The following is a 16776-nucleotide window of genomic DNA, read 5'->3' on the forward strand; positions in this document are numbered from 1 at the left end:
AACATATTAGCCGCCACCCTTGAAATCCGATATAATCACACATACGTAGATTAAACGAACATCCAAACGAAGTAACACCATGTCAGCTATTCAAACGGTCGATAATTTAGATTACGCATTTCCTCCTAAGCCCAAACCCTTAACGGATGAGCAAAAGGCGGAGTACAAAGCGCGCATTAAGCAATTACTGCAGGAGAAAAACGCAGTGTTGGTGGCGCATTATTACACTGATCCCGAAATCCAGGCGCTTGCCGAGGAGACAGGCGGGTGTGTTGCCGACTCATTAGAGATGGCGCGTTTTGGTCGTGACCATGATGCCGACACTCTGATTGTTGCCGGTGTGCGCTTTATGGGCGAAACCGCGAAGATCTTAACGCCAGAAAAAACGGTGTTGATGCCAACGCTCAAAGCCGAGTGCTCGCTCGACTTAGGTTGCCCACCCGATAAGTTTGCCGAGTTTTGCGACCAGTATCCAGACCGCACCGTGGTGGTCTATGCCAACACTTCAGCCGCGGTTAAAGCGCGTGCCGATTGGGTCGTGACCTCAAGCATGGCACTCGAATTAGTCGAACACCTCGATAGCCAAGGCGAGAAAATCGTCTGGGGACCGGATCGTCACCTCGGTGGCTACATTCAAAAACAAACCGGTGCCGACATGGTGATGTGGCAGGGCGCGTGCGTGGTACACGACGAGTTTAAAGCCAAAGCTTTGCGCGACATGAAAAAGCTGCATCCTGAAGCTGCGATTTTGGTACACCCAGAGTCACCGCAAAACATTGTCGACATGGCCGACGCCGTGGGTTCAACCTCACAGTTAATTAAAGCCAGCCAAACCTTGCCGAACGATACCTTTATCGTGGCAACTGACCGCGGCATCTTTTATAAGATGCAGCAGTTGCAACCTAACAAGACGTTCTTAGAGGCGCCTACAGCCGGTAACGGAGCGACCTGTCGTAGTTGTGCCCACTGTCCGTGGATGGCAATGAACGGCTTGGTGGCGATTGCTGAAGCCCTTGAGCACGGCGGAGAACAACATGAAATTCATGTCGATCCGCAGCTGGCGAAAGAGGCGATGATACCGCTTGACCGTATGCTGGCATTCAAAAAGTAGCATAAAAAGCAAATATACAAGTTAATTTCTGCATGATAATGTAGTTCCACTGAATAACTATTCGTGGAGATGTCATGCGCCTGTATCATGCCGATGACGTCCGTGATAATTGCGGGTTCGGCCTAATTGCGAGCATCGAAGGTGATGCTCGCCATGATCTCATCAGCACCGCTGTACAAGGTCTCGACCGTATGCAGCACCGAGGCGGTATCGGTGCCGACGGTAAGACCGGTGACGGCTGCGGCTTGTTGCTACAAATTCCAGAACAATTTTTTCGTGAATACGCAGAGCAACAAGGTTGGAACCTCGGCAAAAAATTTGCCGTCGGCATGGTGTTTTTTGCCCGTAACTCCGATAAACGCGAATCCGCACGCCACCTCATAGAGCAAGAACTACAAAAAGAAACCCTTAGTGTGGTGGGCTGGCGTAAAGTCCCAGTCGATGATTCCGTATTAGGCGAAGGCGCAAAAGCCGCCGAACCTAAGATCGAACAAGTGTTAATCAGCGCACCGACCGGATGGCGCAAAAAAGATATTGAACGTCGCCTGTACATGGCGCGGCGTCGGGTCGAGCAAAAAGTCGAGCAAGGCGTATTCAGTGCCGATGAACTCTATATCTGTTCGATGTCGAGCCTATTGTTAGTCTACAAAGGCTTAATGATGGCGGGGGATTTACCACGCTACTACCCCGACTTGGCAAACAAAGCACTGAAAACCTCAATCTGCGTGTTTCATCAACGCTTTTCGACCAATACCCAACCACGTTGGCGCTTAGCACAACCGTTTCGTTTTCTCGCTCATAACGGCGAGATCAACACCATTCGGGGTAACCGCCAGTGGGCGCAAGCGCGTATCTACAAATTCCATAGCCCGTTGCTACCCGATTTACAGCAAGCGGCCCCTTTGGTGGGTCAAGAAGGCTCCGACAGTGCCTCACTTGACAACATGCTTGAGCTATTGCTCGCGGGTGGCATGGATCTGTTCCGCGCCATGCGCTTGCTGATCCCGCCTGCATGGCAGGGCGACAGTACTATGAGCGATGAGATGCGTGCCTTCTATGAGTTCAACGCATTGCACATGGAGCCGTGGGACGGACCGGCTGGTGTGGTCATGAGCAATGGCCGCCACGTTGCCTGTAGTCTCGATCGCAACGGTTTGCGTCCAGCCCGTTATGTCCTGACCAAAAGTGGCATTCTCACCATTGCCTCAGAAGTCGGTATTTGGGATTACGAAGAACACGACGTACAAGAAAAAGGTCGCCTCGGTCCTGGTCAAATGATGGCGGTGGATACCTACACTGGACGTATTTGGCATAATGTCGAGATAGAGGATGATCTAAAAAGCCGTCAGCCATATCGCCAATGGCTGACCGAGCACCGCCGTCGCTTGGTGCCCTTTGACCGCTGCAGTGCCGATAAAATCGGTCAGCGCTTGTACGACGACAACCAAATGCGGGTGTTGCACAAAGCCTTTTTATATACCCGCGAGGAACTGCAACAAGTGGTTGCCGTGCTTGCCAAAGACGCGCAAGAAGCGGTGGGCTCGATGGGTGACGACACGCCAACGGCGGTTTTATCAAAACAACCGCGCTTGCTATACGACTACTTCCGCCAGCAATTCGCGCAAGTGACCAACCCCGCCATTGACCCGATTCGCGAACGTCATGTGATGTCGCTAGAAACCATCATCGGCCGCGAGCACAACGTGTTTAGCGAGGCGTCCGGTGATGCCGATCGTGTGGTGTTTGAGTCACCGATTTTAATGTACACCGACCTCAAGCAACTGCGCGAGCTCGATGAACATCACTATGGTCATGCCACCCTGAGTCTGGCATTTACCCCAACCGAAAAAAGCCTCGAACAGGCGCTTGCCGACTTGGTCGAGGCCGCGATTGATGTGGTGAAGAATAAGCACCGAGTCATGGTGATCCTCAGCGACCGTGAATTTAGCAAAGGCGAGGTGGTGATCCCCGCACCAATGGCGGTGGGCGCGGTGCAACAGGCGTTAGTGAAGGCACAGTTACGCTGTGACTCCAATATTATTGTCGAGACTGGATCAGCGCGTGATCCGCACCATATGGCGGTGCTACTCGGTCTAGGTGCGACCGCGGTGTACCCGTTCCTTGCCTATGAGAGCGTGGAGCAATTGGTACATCAAGGCAAGTTGGCAATGGATGTCAAACAGGCGGTAATGAATTACCGCCAAGGTTTGAATAAAGGTCTGCTTAAAATCCTCTCTAAAATGGGTATTGCCAGTATCGCTGGTTATCGTGGATCTTCACTGTTTGAGGCAGTGGGGCTTAATCAAGATATTCTCGATGCCTGTTTTGCCAACGCACCGGCACGCATTAACGGCACGAGCTTTGCCGATGTACAAACCGATCTACAACGTATCTTCCAGCAATGCTGGCTCAAACGTAAGCCATTGCCTCATGGCGGCTTGCTCAAATACGTACACGGCGGCGAATACCACGCCTACAACCCCGATGTGGTCACCTCATTGCAAGGCGCAGTGGCAAGCGGTAAGCAAGCCGACTACGCCGTGTACCAGCGCTATGTAAATGAGCGTCCAGTGGCGCATATTCGCGATTTACTGAAGCTCAATCCAAGCGCTGCGACACCGATTGATATCAACGATGTCGAGCCGAAGGAAGCCTTATTCCCGCGCTTTGATACGGCCGCCATGTCTATTGGCGCACTCAGTGCCGAAGCGCATGAAGCCCTCGCCGAGGCAATGAACCGCATTGGCGGGCATTCTAACTCGGGCGAAGGCGGCGAAGACCCGAAACGCTTTAACAGCATTAAAAACTCACGCATCAAGCAGGTGGCATCGGGTCGCTTTGGGGTGACACCGCATTACCTAGTGAATGCCGATGTCATACAAATTAAAGTGGCGCAGGGCGCGAAGCCCGGTGAAGGCGGGCAATTGCCCGGCGAAAAAGTCACCGCAGAAATTGCCCAACTGCGCTTTGCGGTACCGGGCACCACCTTGATATCACCGCCACCGCATCATGATATTTACTCGATTGAAGATCTCGCGCAGCTGATCTTCGATCTCAAACAAGTGAATCCAAACGCCTTAGTGTCTGTGAAACTGGTCTCCACCCCAGGTATTGGCACCATCGCCACCGGTGTGGCCAAAGCCTACGCAGATTTAATCACGGTGTCGGGCTACGATGGCGGGACCGGTGCCAGTCCACTGACCTCGGTTAAGTATGCCGGCTCACCGTGGGAGCTAGGCCTTGCCGAAGTACATCAAGCCTTGGTCGAGAACAACCTGCGCCATAAAATCCGCTTACAAGTGGATGGTGGACTCAAAACCGGACTTGATGTGGTGAAAGCCGCGATCTTCGGTGCTGAAAGTTTTGGTTTTGGTACCGCGCCGATGGTGGCATTAGGTTGTAAGTACTTACGTATCTGCCACCTGAACAACTGCGCCACCGGCGTTGCCACTCAAGACGAAACCTTGCGTAAAGAGTTCTTCCGAGGCTTACCTGAGCGGGTTATTACGTTGTTCGAATTTATCGCCGAAGAAGTTCGTGAGTGGCTCGCAAAACTGGGCTTAAACAGCATTACCGACGCCATTGGACGGGTTGACTTACTAGAGCGCTTACCCGGCGAAACCCAACGCCAGCACACGATGGATCTTGGACCCTTGCTCGCGGCAGCGGGTACACCTTCGGAGCATGCCAAGTATTGCGTCGAGAAGAACCCGCCCTATGACCCGGGTCGACTCAATCAGCGTTTACTCGAACTCACGCGTGAGGCGATTGATAACCGCCAAGGTGGCAGTTGGTCACTCACTATTCGCAACGATGATCGTTCGGTGGGCGCTATGGTCAGTGGCTATATCGCACAGAAGCACGGCAACCAAGGCATGGCGGTAGCACCTATCCAGCTCGGCTTTATGGGCACCGCAGGTCAAAGCTTTGGTGCCTTTAATGCCGGCGGACTTAAACTGCACCTCACCGGCGATGCCAACGACTACGTCGGTAAAGGCATGGCGGGCGGCAGTATCGTGATTAAGCCGCGTACCGGCGTGAGCTATGCCAGTGAGGTATCCACCATTATGGGTAACACCTGTTTGTACGGTGCTACGGGCGGTAAACTCTATGCGGCAGGCTGCGCGGGTGAGCGCTTTGGCGTTCGTAACTCAGGTGCCACCGCAGTGGTAGAAGGCATCGGCGACCACGGCTGTGAATACATGACCGGCGGTATCGTGGTGGTACTCGGTCAGTGCGGCATTAACTTTGGTGCTGGTATGACCGGTGGGTTTGCCTACTTACGTAACATCGACGGTGACCTGCATCGACGCCTGAACGGCGAACTGGTCGAGGCGGTTGCAGTGGATAAACCCATTATCAAGGAACATCTGCGCGGTCTGATTAATGAACATCACGAAGCCACTGGCAGTCAGTACTCCAGACAGCTACTGACCGAGTTTGATGACATCGTACAGCAGTTTGTCATCGTGAAACCTAAGTCCGCCGATATTGCGTCGTTGCTCGGCCATCGTGCCCGCTCGACTGCCGAACTCCGTGTGCAGGTGATGTAATGAACAAGAATGTATATCAATTTTTAGACGTACAGCGCATCGACCCACCTAAACATCCGGTGGAATCGCGCCGTATCGAATTTAAAGAAATCTATGAACCGATGTCGGATGTGCAACTGCAAGGTCAAGCCGACCGCTGCCTCGACTGTGGTAACCCCTATTGTGAGTGGAAGTGCCCAGTACACAACTATATTCCACAGTGGTTGGAGCTGGCTAACCAAGGTCGCGTGTTTGAAGCCGCAGAGCTGATGCACAAAACCAACAGCCTGCCCGAAGTCTGCGGTCGTGTGTGTCCGCAAGACCGATTGTGTGAGGGCGCATGTACCCTCAACGATGACTTTGGTGCCGTCACCATTGGCAGTATCGAAAAGCAAATGGTCGATCAGGCATTTGCACAAGGCTGGCGCCCCGACTTAAGTGATGTCGAAGCACGCCCCGAAAAAGTCGCCATTATTGGTGCCGGCCCCGCTGGGCTTGCCTGTGCCGATGTGCTGGTACGTAACGGTGTTAAGCCCGTGGTGTATGACCGTTACCCCGAAATCGGTGGGCTCCTGACCTACGGCATTCCGCCATTTAAGCTCGATAAACAGGTACTGAAGTTACGTCGTGAGATCTTCAGCGACATGGGTATTGAGTTCAAACTCGGCGTAGAAGTGGGCAAAGATGTCGACTTTGATACCTTAATGGCAGACAACGACGCGGTGTTTTTAGGATTAGGCACCTACAAGGCGCTCGATGGACGGTTAGAAGGGCTGAACACGCCTGGCGTGTATCCTGCACTGCCGTTTTTAATTGGTAACACCCAGCGCTTACTGGATACCGAAATGCCTGATTACCCGTTGATTAACCTCGAAGGCGAAAAAGTCGTCGTGCTCGGCGGCGGTGATACCGCGATGGACTGCGTGCGCACCTCCATTCGTCAAGGCGCCGAATCGGTGGTGTGTGCCTATCGCCGCGATGAACAAAACATGCCCGGCTCGCGCCGCGAAGTACAAAACGCTCGCGAGGAAGGGGTCGAGTTTGAATTTAACGTACAACCGCTCGCCGTGGTGGCGGGGGATGATGGCCGCGTCAACGGCGTCAAAATGGTCAGAACTGAGTTAGGTCCTGCTGATGAAGAAGGTCGTCGCCGACCACAACCGGTGCCAGACTCTGAGTTCGTAATGCCAGCAACCGCCGTGCTGATTGCCTTTGGCTATCAACCGAATCCACCGGAGTGGTTAAACGCGCACCAAGTAAACCTGAGTGAGTGGGGCACGGTACTGGCCACAGCGGAGCCCGATCAAATGGGCCTATTCGCGATGCAAACCAGTAATCCAAAGATTTTTTCCGGGGGGGACATGGTACGCGGTGCGGACCTCGTTGTCACAGCGATAGCCGAGGGCCGTACCGCCGCAGAGGGCATCCTCGATTATTTGGACAGCCAAGCCGATAATCAGTAACATAAGCACTATGAATATACTCTTATTAGGTTATGGCGATATCGCCCAACGCACCGCCCGACTGATGGTTGCCGACAACCATCGGGTGGTGGGTGCGTGTCGTAATCCCGACAACAAACCACTCATCAACGGTGTTGAGACGGTGGCCGCCGATGCCAGCAATGAACAAGATCTGCGCGCCTTGTTTAGCGACCGCAAAATCGATCTGGTGGTGGTTACCCTAACGCCCAGCGAGTACTCTAAAGAAGGCTATCGGCAGGGCTATGTGGTGCCGTGCCGCCACTTGCAACAAGTCATCAGTGAGCTCAGTTACTCGCCCTATGTGATTTACGTCTCCAGCTCGGGTGTATATGGCCAGAGTGAAGGTGAGTGGGTAGATGAGTCCTCGCCCACCGCGCCCGATTCCGACTCCGGACAAATGCTGTTGCAAGCCGAACACCTGATCCGCGACTTACCCGTGCCGTCGACGATTTTGCGTTGCAGCGGCATTTACGGCGAAGGGCGCGACTTTATGCGTAAACAATTGCAGCAGGGTAAAGCCACCTTACGCGACAGCTGGACCAACCGTATTCACCAGGATGATGTCGCGAGCTTTATCTTTCATTTAGTGCGCTTTCCGCAACATCGTCACCGCCTATTTTTGGTGTCGGACGATCAGCCTACCAAACAATACCAAGTGTATCAGTACCTTGCCGAGCAAGAGGGCGTTGAACTCAACGGTCCAGTGGAGCCAGGCCCAGGGCCGCGCGGTTCTAAACGCTGTAGTAACCGCTTACTCCGCAGTACCGGATACAGTCTGTTATACCCGAGTTATAAAGAGGGGCTGGCGCAGCCGTAGTGGAGTGCTAGTTCAGCTGTTTATTTTCTAATCGGTTAGCTGTTTTGTAACAAATTTGTTGTTGCTTAACTGACATCGATTTGGTGTAATAGCGCGCAATTCATGGATGATGAAAATAAAACTTTTAAGTCGTAGCGAAAAACGGAATTCAACTCGCTCAGGTTATTGGGAACCTCAACCCAAGGGCGGTAGCGTGCCCAAATTGCATTTCATGATAATCTAATCTATTCTTTAAAAACGTTTACTTTTTAGTCACGGAATTACACGTTAAGCCTTGTCGAGGCTTAATCCAATGACACACAGTGTGAAGGAATCACCTATGAAAACGTTCATCTCACTCGCATTAACTTCTTTACTGGTGTGCGCTCCAGCATTAGCGCAGGATAAAGAAAGCACCACATCTTCAACATCATCGGGTTCTACAGCTTCGGGTTCTGCCTCCGGAACTGCATCGGGGTCTGCAGGCGCTACATCGGCTGGTGCAGCGGGTTCTGCAGCAACCGGTGCCGCAGCGGGTGGTTTAACCGTGGGTACTGTAGCCGCCGCAACTGCAGCGGTAGCGGCGGCGGCTGTCGCTGTTGAGAATAATCAAGACGACGGTTCAACAACCTCTACAAGCACGGCAACCTCGACTAACAATTAAATCGTGAACAAACTAAAGAATAGCGCGGTAGCCATTATCGCGCTACTAGCTATGTCTGCCTGTCAGTCAGTGGGTGACGACTGGTTGTCCTCGGGTTTTCAAGGCGCGAATGCGACAGTTGCGTACTGGCTAAACTCAGCAGAGCAGCACCGTCTTGAACCAGAGCAGCTGAAGCAGCTACCCGGCGCAGCGATTTATGCAAAGTTGGGAGAAAATGCCACCGCCACTATGGTGTTATCCGAACTTGATGAAACACCGACCTACACGGTCAAGCGTTGGGTCACGCAGTCAGAGGCATTGACCACCCGGTACGGTCGAATCATCCGGACTCAAGGGCTCGGGCAAAACTTAATCTACACAGCTAAGCAAACAACCGATCCTCTTGGCTGCTGGATACAAAACGTGGCTGCGGCTACCAACACATGCCCCACCATGTGGCGCTCCTATCAGGATATAGAGACGTCAAATGCGCGAGTGAGTCGGGTGCATAGCCGACATGAACTCAACTGGAGAGGTGAAGAGCGTGTGCAAACGCCTTTAAGAGGCGACATTAGAACCCGACTGTTAGAAGAGCAAGTAAGTGTACTGAGTCCTTTTCAGTCGGATGAGATGACCAACGAATCGCTCTCAACTTGGAACAACTTCTATTGGATAAGTTTAAACGACGGCGTTGTGGTGCGTAGTGAACAGCAATTGACCCCCAGTACTGATAATCGCATCCTTATAAGTGAGGCTCGCTACTAAATGCCGTCGTCTTTTAAACGTCTGATACACGTTGGTTTACTGTGCGTCGCTGTATGTAGTTCACCCGGCAGTGGGCAAGAAATAAGTACCATAACAGCAAGTGTTTTTATAGACGGTAAACAGCACGAACCTTTAAACCACATAACTTTTTCAGGTGAGCCTCGGCTCCATAATTTGGTTGCGCAAATTCCGGGGTCTCACCAATTTTACTGGCCGAGTGCACGTGTATGTGTGCCTCGGTTGCAAAAAAAGCTATTGCTAAAGCGCAAGGCGCTACTCGTTCAGTTAGAGCTAATAGCTGGTATTTACGAGCGACAAGGTGCAAATGAATCGCTAGATCAGGCGCTTAAACTAAAAGAGCGTATTAGCCATTGGCCCCTTTTCGCAACGATTCAACATGGAATAGAGCCAGATAATTTGCTCGGAAACGCCAGGCAGAATTGGGCGCTCACAAATAAGTACAGCCATTATACATTGGCACTGTTGAGCGTGCCTAAGTACGTAACTTACGTAGGGCTATTTAACAACGCTGGGCGAAAGCCTTACCGATATAAGTTATTGGCTGATGCGCTAGAGAATACCGTGAGTTTTACTGATGGCAACCTTTTCGAAATTGATCTGCAAGGGCGTGTTATTGCAATTACGCCAGCGAATGCATGGAAGATTCGCCAGCAGCCGGGCAGTTTGTTTTTTAGGGGAATTCCACAGTCTGAATTACCCTCTGGCTTTTCGGATATAAATAATAAAGCTGTAGAGCTATTGCGTTATTGGCAACCTGGAAAAGAGTTGAACCAAACTAGTAGTCCATGTCAGGTTTAAACAAGATCGCCATCGCGTTAATCACCTTGAGCGCGAGCTTAACCGCGCATGCGCAAAGCCAGTCGGATTATGGTGGCGTGGGGCTGATGCAAATGCCGACAGCGCGCATGCAGCCGCAAGGAACGCTCAGTCTAACCTATGCTGATAACGATGCGTTTCGACGCATGTCCGTTAACTTACAAGTGTTTCCGTGGCTCGAGGCAACCGCTCGGTACACCGATATTCGTTACGAGAAATACAGCCTCGACCCCAATTTCAGTAGTCAGAGCCTAAAGGATAAAGGCGTAGACGTGAAACTGCGATTGCTACAAGAAACCCAGTGGCGTCCAGAAATTGCGCTAGGTTGGCGCGATATGGGGGGCACGGGATTGTTCGCGGGTGAGTATCTGGTGGCAAGTAAGCAGTTTGCACTGGGTGATCACAACAACTGGGGACACCTCGATATCACCGGCGGAATCGGTTGGGGCTATTTGGCACAACGCGGCAATATCAATAATCCGCTGTGCCATGTTGCCGATAGATTTTGCCAACGTACCGACACCACAAAGGGAACCGGCGGCCAGTTCGAGATCGATGACTGGTTTAGTGGGAAAACCGCAGTGTTTATAGGCCTGGAGTATCAAACACCGCACGCACCGCTGAGCTTACAGCTTGAATATGACGGCAACGATTATACCAATGAGCGTTTTGAGAACCCGATAGACTCGACGCTCACCAAGCCGCCAGTAAAAGCCGATAGCCCGTGGAACTGGGGCGCCAAATACGCGGTGAGAGAAAACCTGACCTTAGGGCTGAGCTATCAGCGGGGTAACACCCTGATGTTTAACATCTCGGTGAAGGCGGATTTATCCCATAACCCGATGCCGCAACAAAGCCCAAAACCACGCGCGTATCACGTACCTGATGATAAGCATCAGCAGACAATCGGTACGGATAAAGCCAATGAGCTTTCGTTATTAAGTGAGCGCTTGCAAAACGAAGTGGGCGTTGAGTTAAACGCGGTGCAGCAGAACCAACATCGGCTCACATTATTTCACAACGATCACAGTGATTTTCGCTCGCATCAGGAACGTATCGAGCGTAGCACACGCATTTTGGCAAACATCGCGCCCAACGAAATAAAAAGTTATGAATGGGTCAGTGTGAACCATGGCATGGCGGTGAGAACCGATACCGTGAACGCCGATGAATTTAAAGCTACTCTGCTCGGAGAACGTTTTAATCAGCCGCTAAGTCGCACGGTTAAAAGCCACAACAGCAGCGATGCAATACAGCAAGGCGAGTGGCTTTGGCGCAAGCAACAGGCGTTTCCAAACTGGGATTTAGATGTCGCGCCACGACTTAAACAGTCCATTGGCAGTGCCGAAAAGCTCTATTTTTATCAGCTCTCGGTGAATCCAGCGCTTACCTTTAATCTTACACCGCGGTGGCAATTTAAATCGGAGTGGGGCATCAACATCGTCAATAACTACGATGAATTTAACTACTTCGTTGATGCCTATGAAAGTGATTTACCGCGCGTAAGAACCGAAGTGCGAAAGTACTATGACGCGCAAGACATCTGGGTGGAGCGTTTATACAGTCGCTACACCGCAAAGCTCACTCAAAACTGGTATGGCGCTGCTTATGCGGGGTATTTAGAACGCATGTTCGCAGGTGTCGGGGTGAGCGTATTAAACCGCGACTTTGCCAGTGACTTTGCTTGGGGCGTTGATATTAACCGAGTACAACAGCGCAGCCCGGATAGTGCCTTGGGCTTAGCCGACTATCGCGTATGGACAGGGCATATCACTGCCTATTACCAGCCGAGCCGGTTCCCTAACGAATTGTTCAAACTCGCCGTTGGCCGCTTTTTGGCGGGCGATGAAGGTGCACAACTGTCTTACGAGCATAAGTTTGATTCCGGCACCATTGTAGGTGCTTACGCCGCGGTGACCAATGTCTCGAGCCAAGAATATGGTGAGGGTTCGTTTACCAAAGGCGTGTATATCAGTATCCCATTCGACCTGTTCTCGGTGAAGCCGAGTCAAAGTCGTGCCGCGGTAGGCTGGCAGCCCATTAGCCGTGATGGCGGGCAAATGCTTGGCCGTCCTGTCAGTTTGTATGGCATGACCGATAGCCGAAACCCGTTTTATAACGAGCAATAATCCCATTTTAACTAGTTATTTGAGTCAACAATATTAATTATGAAACGTTTTTTAACAGTTGCAGTAGCCAGCCTGTTGATAAGTAGCTGTGCTTGGTCACCCGGGGCTCACATCCCTGACCCTTCCGGCAGTAGCCTGCTCGGGGATAGCGATTACGCCAGCGGCGAGGCTTTTAAAGAAGCAGACTGGAGTGATTTGGTCGAGATCCATGCTATTAGCCCGATGTTGATTACTCAGTTGGATGCGCATCAAGCGCTCCCCGAGCCCAAAGCAAACCCCTCACTCGAACAAGCGCGAAACCAATACGATTATGTCGTTGGGCGCGGCGACATTCTCAATATCACCGTGTGGGATCATCCCGAACTCACTATTCCGGCGGGCTCGATGCGTGCACCCGCCGAGGCAGGCAACTGGGTGCATAACGACGGCACTATTTTTTACCCTTACGTGGGTAAAATTCACGTAGCGGGCAAGCGTGTCACCGAGATCCGCGATTTAATCACCGAACGCTTGGCAACCTATATCGAAAAACCACAAGTGGATGTCACCGTAGCGGCGTTTAGAAGTCAACGTGTTTACGTCACGGGCGAAGTGAAAAAGCCAGGCACCTTGCCCATTAGCAATGTGCCCATGACATTAATCGAGGCGGTCTCGCAAAGTGGCGGACTCACCCCAGCAGCGGACTGGACCGAAGTGACACTTACCCGTGGTAGCAAGGAGCAGGTTTACTCATTGCGCGACCTATACCAACGCGGTGATACCCAGGAAAACATTATTTTAAAAGCCGGCGACATTATTAACGTGGCGCGTAACGACCATCGTAAAGTGTTTGTATTAGGTGAAGTCACCAAGCCACAGAGCTACCCGGTAGGGCGCTACGGCAAAACCCTCGCCGAGGCACTGAGTGATGCCGGCGGCTTATATAACAACACGGCGGATGCGTCAGGCATTTTCGTGATCCGCCAGTCGCAGCCGGATTCAGGTTACCTCGCACAGGTATTCCAACTCGATGCGAGCAACGCCACCGCACTCGTGCTCGCCGAGCAATTTGAACTGCAACCACGCGATATTGTGTATGTCACCGCCGCTCCAGTAGCACGCTGGAACCGCGTAATCAGCCAAATACTGCCGTCAGTAACGGGCCTATATAGCATCGCCCGCGCCCGCGACGACATCCAAAACTAAGCACATGCGTACCGCCAAAACACCGACGTAGCAAAAACCAGACACCGACGTAACTTGCGCCTTTGGCGCAAGGAAAAAAAACGATGTTCGACAAGATACTAATCATTTGCACCGGCAACATCTGCCGCAGCCCCATAGCAGAACAGCTGCTGCAGCAAGCGCGACCCGACAAACATATCAGCAGCGCCGGGATCGCCACCGATGCTGCCAAACTCAGCGGCCACGACATAGATAAAACCGCGCGCGAAGTCGCCGAAGCCACTGGCGTGAACTTACAATCACACAGCGCTCGGCAGGCAGATCGTCACCTGATAGCCGATCACGATCTGGTGCTCGTACTTGAGCAAAAACAAAAAGAGATACTCAGCCAACGCTACCCCGAAGCCCGTGGCAAAATCATGCTACTTGGACAATGGCAAGCCGGCGGCAAGGACATCGCCGACCCGTATAAAAAGTCAAAAGACTTTCATCAACAGGTACTGGGCGAGCTTGAGCAAGCCACCACCCTGTGGGCAGAGAGACTATGACCCGTACCTCGTGCCTTTGGCACGAGCAACCAAGATTGGACAACCCGACAAACCATGACTGACGTAAACAACAAACCACAACCACAAGCCCAGACACCAGACAGCAACGAAGACGAGATCGATCTCGGTCGCTTGTTTGGACTCCTACTGGATGCTAAATGGACCATCATCGGCATCACCGTGGTGGCAATGCTCTGTGGCGTCGCCTACGCCTTACTTGCTACCCCGGTGTACAAAGCCGATGCCTTACTGCAAGTAGAGAAAAAGTCCAGCGGCATGCCCGCACTGGGCGGTGACATGGCCGAAATGTTTGCGCAGGAGAGCGAGGCAGAAACCGAAATTCAAATTATGAAATCGCGCATGGTCATCGGCGCTGTGGTCGACCAGCTCGACCTAACGACTATCGCTAAGCCAGACTACGCGCCGGTCATTGGTAACTTTCTTGCCCGCCGCGCCGAGCAAAAAGACCAAATTAAAATCGCCGAGCTGCGCGTACCCGCCCACGCCACCGGCAAAGCGTTGACCTTGGTTGTTGACGGCATGGGTTCCAATGACGTAGGTCGCGCCTTTGGCGCGACATTTGAGCTCATCTACGACGACAATGTTGTTCTTTCGGGCAAAGTCGGTCAAACCGCACAATCCGGTGATTGGCTGTTAAACATCACCGATGTCGCCACCCCAAACACCAACAGCTTTACGCTCGTCAAAACCAGCCGCCTAAGCGCTATCAACAACTGGACAACACAGCTATCCGTGAGTGAACAAGGCAAACAGTCAGGCATTCTTTCAGCCAGTATTCAACACACCAACGCACCATTGGCACAGCAGGTATTAGACGCCATTGCTAAAGAATACATGCTGCAAAACATCCGCCGTAACGCGGCAGAGGCACAAAACAGCCTTGATTTTATCGAGAAGCAACTACCCAACTTAAAAGCCGAACTCACCGCAGCAGAAGAAAAGCTCAACCAATACCGTCTTAAAAGCCAGTCGGTGGATCTCAGCCTAGAAACTCAGGGGCTATTAGAGCAGGTAGTAGAATACGAAAAGCGCTTAAATGAACTCAGTTTTAAAGAGGCTGAGCTGGCGCGCCTGTATACCCAACAGCACCCGCAGTACCAAGCACTACTCGAACAAAAGCAACGCTTACAAAGCGAACAAGCTGAGCTTATGGCAGACATCGAAGAACTGCCCGAAACTCAACAGGAAGTCCTGCGTTTAACCCGCGATGTAGAGGTTAACCAAGAAATTTATCTGCAACTGCTGAACCGCATGCAAGAGCTCAACGTGATGAAAGCGGGCACCGTGGGTAACGTGCGCATACTCGACGAAGCCGTGATCCAGCCGCAGCCAGTTGCACCGAAGAAGCCACTGATCGTAGTTTTAGCGACCATGCTGGGTGGAATGTTCGCTGTCGGCTTAGTGTTTGTGCGTGCCGCCTTTAATCGCGGGATTGAATCGCCCGAGCAGCTCGAAGATGTAGGGATTCCTGTATACGCGAGCGTTCCGCGCTCCGAAACACAAGAAAAACTCGAAGCCAAACTGGAAAAGCACCTTAAACGCCGTAAAAAGGGCAAAGACGAGGAACATTTACCTTTACTGGCGCAATCTGAACCCACTGACTTGAGTATCGAGGCGCTGCGTGGGCTACGCACCAGTCTGCACTTTGCCATGCTCGAAGCTAAAAACAATATACTGATGATATCGGGCCCGAGCCCCGCGGTAGGTAAATCCTTTATTACCGCGAACCTCGCCATGGTATTGGCACAAGCGGGCAAACGAGTACTGATCATTGATGTCGATTTACGTCGAGGTTATCTACACAACATGATGGACCTCAACAACAAAGAGGGTCTCTCTGATTACCTAGCTGGCAAAGTTGATCGCGATACCCTGATAAAACAAACACCTTACAAAGGCGTGGATATGGTGAACCGGGGTGTAGCCCCGCCAAACCCATCGGAGTTGCTTATGCAAGCACGCCTAGAGGAGCTGTTTGACTTTGTTACCGAGAAGTATGACTACGTTCTGTGTGACACACCACCCATCCTAGCCGTAACCGATGCCGCCATTATCGGCCGCTACGCGGGCACTAACTTGTTGGTCACCGGCTTTGAACAAAACTCAGTAAAAGAAGTCGAGCAAACCATTAAGCGCTTTGCCCAAAACGGTGTGACTATTAAAGGTACCTTGCTCAACAAAGTACGTCGCACCCGCAGCAGCTACTACGGCTATGGCTACGGGTATGGTTATGGGTACGAGTATAAATCAAAGTGATGTGACCGATTATAAGCTGGTGCGTAACGTATCCGAATAATTGGTCTGGTGCCCCGACAACCAAATAAAACCAGAGTTCACAGCTGCCCAAGTTGTTAACTTCAACAGGATTGCAAACACGGGTAAACCGGCAACGGTTAATCGTGAAAAGGCGCCTTCTTTTGAAAAAGCAGGTGGGATAACAACTAAACAGCTAGGCTCTCATGCTTATAAGTCAGCGAATGTCGAACGCCCCGACATTCCAAAACAGTTAGCTCGTGAGATTGATGTTTGAGCACAGAATAAAGTTTGGTGCGACGAAATCACCCCCATTTAGACAGGGCTTAGTTGGCATTATTGCTCGGTTGTCATCGATTTGTTTGCACGCCTAAACATTGGCTAGTCAATTTAGCTACGGCTGGAAGCTGAGGTTGCCGCACGGACCCTTGATATGGCCTACGAGATGAGTAAAAAGCCAAAAGGCGTGACATTCAATATCGAGCAAAGCTCC

Annotated in this window: 11 protein-coding genes; all 11 read left to right on the forward strand. The window is 51.9% G+C overall.

What is annotated here, in order from left to right; translation table 11 throughout:
• Positions 1–79: 79 nt before the first annotated feature.
• The 11 genes from nadA to BFR57_RS07450 all read left to right on the forward strand — a co-directional run bounded on the left by nadA (position 80) and on the right by BFR57_RS07450 (position 16286).
• On the forward strand, positions 80–1111 hold the full coding sequence (nadA, locus tag BFR57_RS07400; RefSeq protein WP_071463357.1) for a quinolinate synthase NadA: 1032 nt from the start codon (positions 80–82) through the stop codon (positions 1109–1111).
• Between the two features lie 74 nt (positions 1112–1185).
• A complete protein-coding gene (gene gltB, locus BFR57_RS07405; RefSeq protein WP_071463358.1) occupies positions 1186–5664 on the forward strand; it encodes a glutamate synthase large subunit in 4479 nt (1492 codons plus the stop codon).
• On the forward strand, positions 5664–7106 hold the full coding sequence (locus tag BFR57_RS07410) for an FAD-dependent oxidoreductase (protein ID WP_071463359.1): 1443 nt from the start codon (positions 5664–5666) through the stop codon (positions 7104–7106). Before gltB ends, BFR57_RS07410 begins: the two co-directional genes overlap by 1 nt.
• A gap of 10 nt (positions 7107–7116) precedes the next feature.
• Positions 7117–7944, forward strand: coding sequence for an SDR family oxidoreductase (locus BFR57_RS07415; protein ID WP_071463360.1), 828 nt, complete (start codon positions 7117–7119; stop codon positions 7942–7944).
• Positions 7945–8263: 319 nt separating this feature from the next.
• Positions 8264–8587, forward strand: coding sequence for a hypothetical protein (locus BFR57_RS07420; RefSeq protein WP_071463361.1), 324 nt, complete (start codon positions 8264–8266; stop codon positions 8585–8587).
• A 3-nt stretch (positions 8588–8590) separates the two neighbouring features.
• A complete protein-coding gene (locus tag BFR57_RS07425; RefSeq protein ID WP_143441057.1) occupies positions 8591–9331 on the forward strand; it encodes a YjbF family lipoprotein in 741 nt (246 codons plus the stop codon).
• A complete protein-coding gene (locus BFR57_RS07430; RefSeq protein WP_071463363.1) occupies positions 9332–10150 on the forward strand; it encodes a capsule biosynthesis GfcC D2 domain-containing protein in 819 nt (272 codons plus the stop codon).
• On the forward strand, positions 10138–12297 hold the full coding sequence (locus BFR57_RS07435) for a YjbH domain-containing protein (RefSeq protein ID WP_083405078.1): 2160 nt from the start codon (positions 10138–10140) through the stop codon (positions 12295–12297). Before BFR57_RS07430 ends, BFR57_RS07435 begins: the two co-directional genes overlap by 13 nt.
• Positions 12298–12336: 39 nt before the next feature.
• Positions 12337–13482, forward strand: coding sequence for a polysaccharide export protein (locus BFR57_RS07440; RefSeq protein ID WP_083405079.1), 1146 nt, complete (start codon positions 12337–12339; stop codon positions 13480–13482).
• A gap of 83 nt (positions 13483–13565) precedes the next feature.
• On the forward strand, positions 13566–14009 hold the full coding sequence (locus tag BFR57_RS07445) for a low molecular weight protein-tyrosine-phosphatase (protein WP_071463365.1): 444 nt from the start codon (positions 13566–13568) through the stop codon (positions 14007–14009).
• 54 nt (positions 14010–14063) lie between these two features.
• On the forward strand, positions 14064–16286 hold the full coding sequence (locus BFR57_RS07450) for a polysaccharide biosynthesis tyrosine autokinase (protein WP_071463366.1): 2223 nt from the start codon (positions 14064–14066) through the stop codon (positions 16284–16286).
• Positions 16287–16776: the final 490 nt, after the last annotated feature.

Origin of the sequence: Idiomarina sp. MD25a (assembly GCF_001870515.1) — a bacterium.
GTDB lineage: Bacteria > Pseudomonadota > Gammaproteobacteria > Enterobacterales > Alteromonadaceae > Idiomarina.

Coding starts and splice junctions, on each gene's coding strand:
- BFR57_RS07410 (WP_071463359.1), top strand. CDS start 5,664: ATGAACAAGAATGTATATCAATTTTTAGACGTACAGCGCATCGACCCA.
- BFR57_RS07450 (WP_071463366.1), top strand. CDS start 14,064: ATGACTGACGTAAACAACAAACCACAACCACAAGCCCAGACACCAGAC.
- BFR57_RS07430 (WP_071463363.1), top strand. CDS start 9,332: ATGCCGTCGTCTTTTAAACGTCTGATACACGTTGGTTTACTGTGCGTC.
- nadA (WP_071463357.1), top strand. CDS start 80: ATGTCAGCTATTCAAACGGTCGATAATTTAGATTACGCATTTCCTCCT.
- BFR57_RS07420 (WP_071463361.1), top strand. CDS start 8,264: ATGAAAACGTTCATCTCACTCGCATTAACTTCTTTACTGGTGTGCGCT.
- gltB (WP_071463358.1), top strand. CDS start 1,186: ATGCGCCTGTATCATGCCGATGACGTCCGTGATAATTGCGGGTTCGGC.
- BFR57_RS07415 (WP_071463360.1), top strand. CDS start 7,117: ATGAATATACTCTTATTAGGTTATGGCGATATCGCCCAACGCACCGCC.
- BFR57_RS07445 (WP_071463365.1), top strand. CDS start 13,566: ATGTTCGACAAGATACTAATCATTTGCACCGGCAACATCTGCCGCAGC.
- BFR57_RS07435 (WP_083405078.1), top strand. CDS start 10,138: ATGTCAGGTTTAAACAAGATCGCCATCGCGTTAATCACCTTGAGCGCG.
- BFR57_RS07440 (WP_083405079.1), top strand. CDS start 12,337: ATGAAACGTTTTTTAACAGTTGCAGTAGCCAGCCTGTTGATAAGTAGC.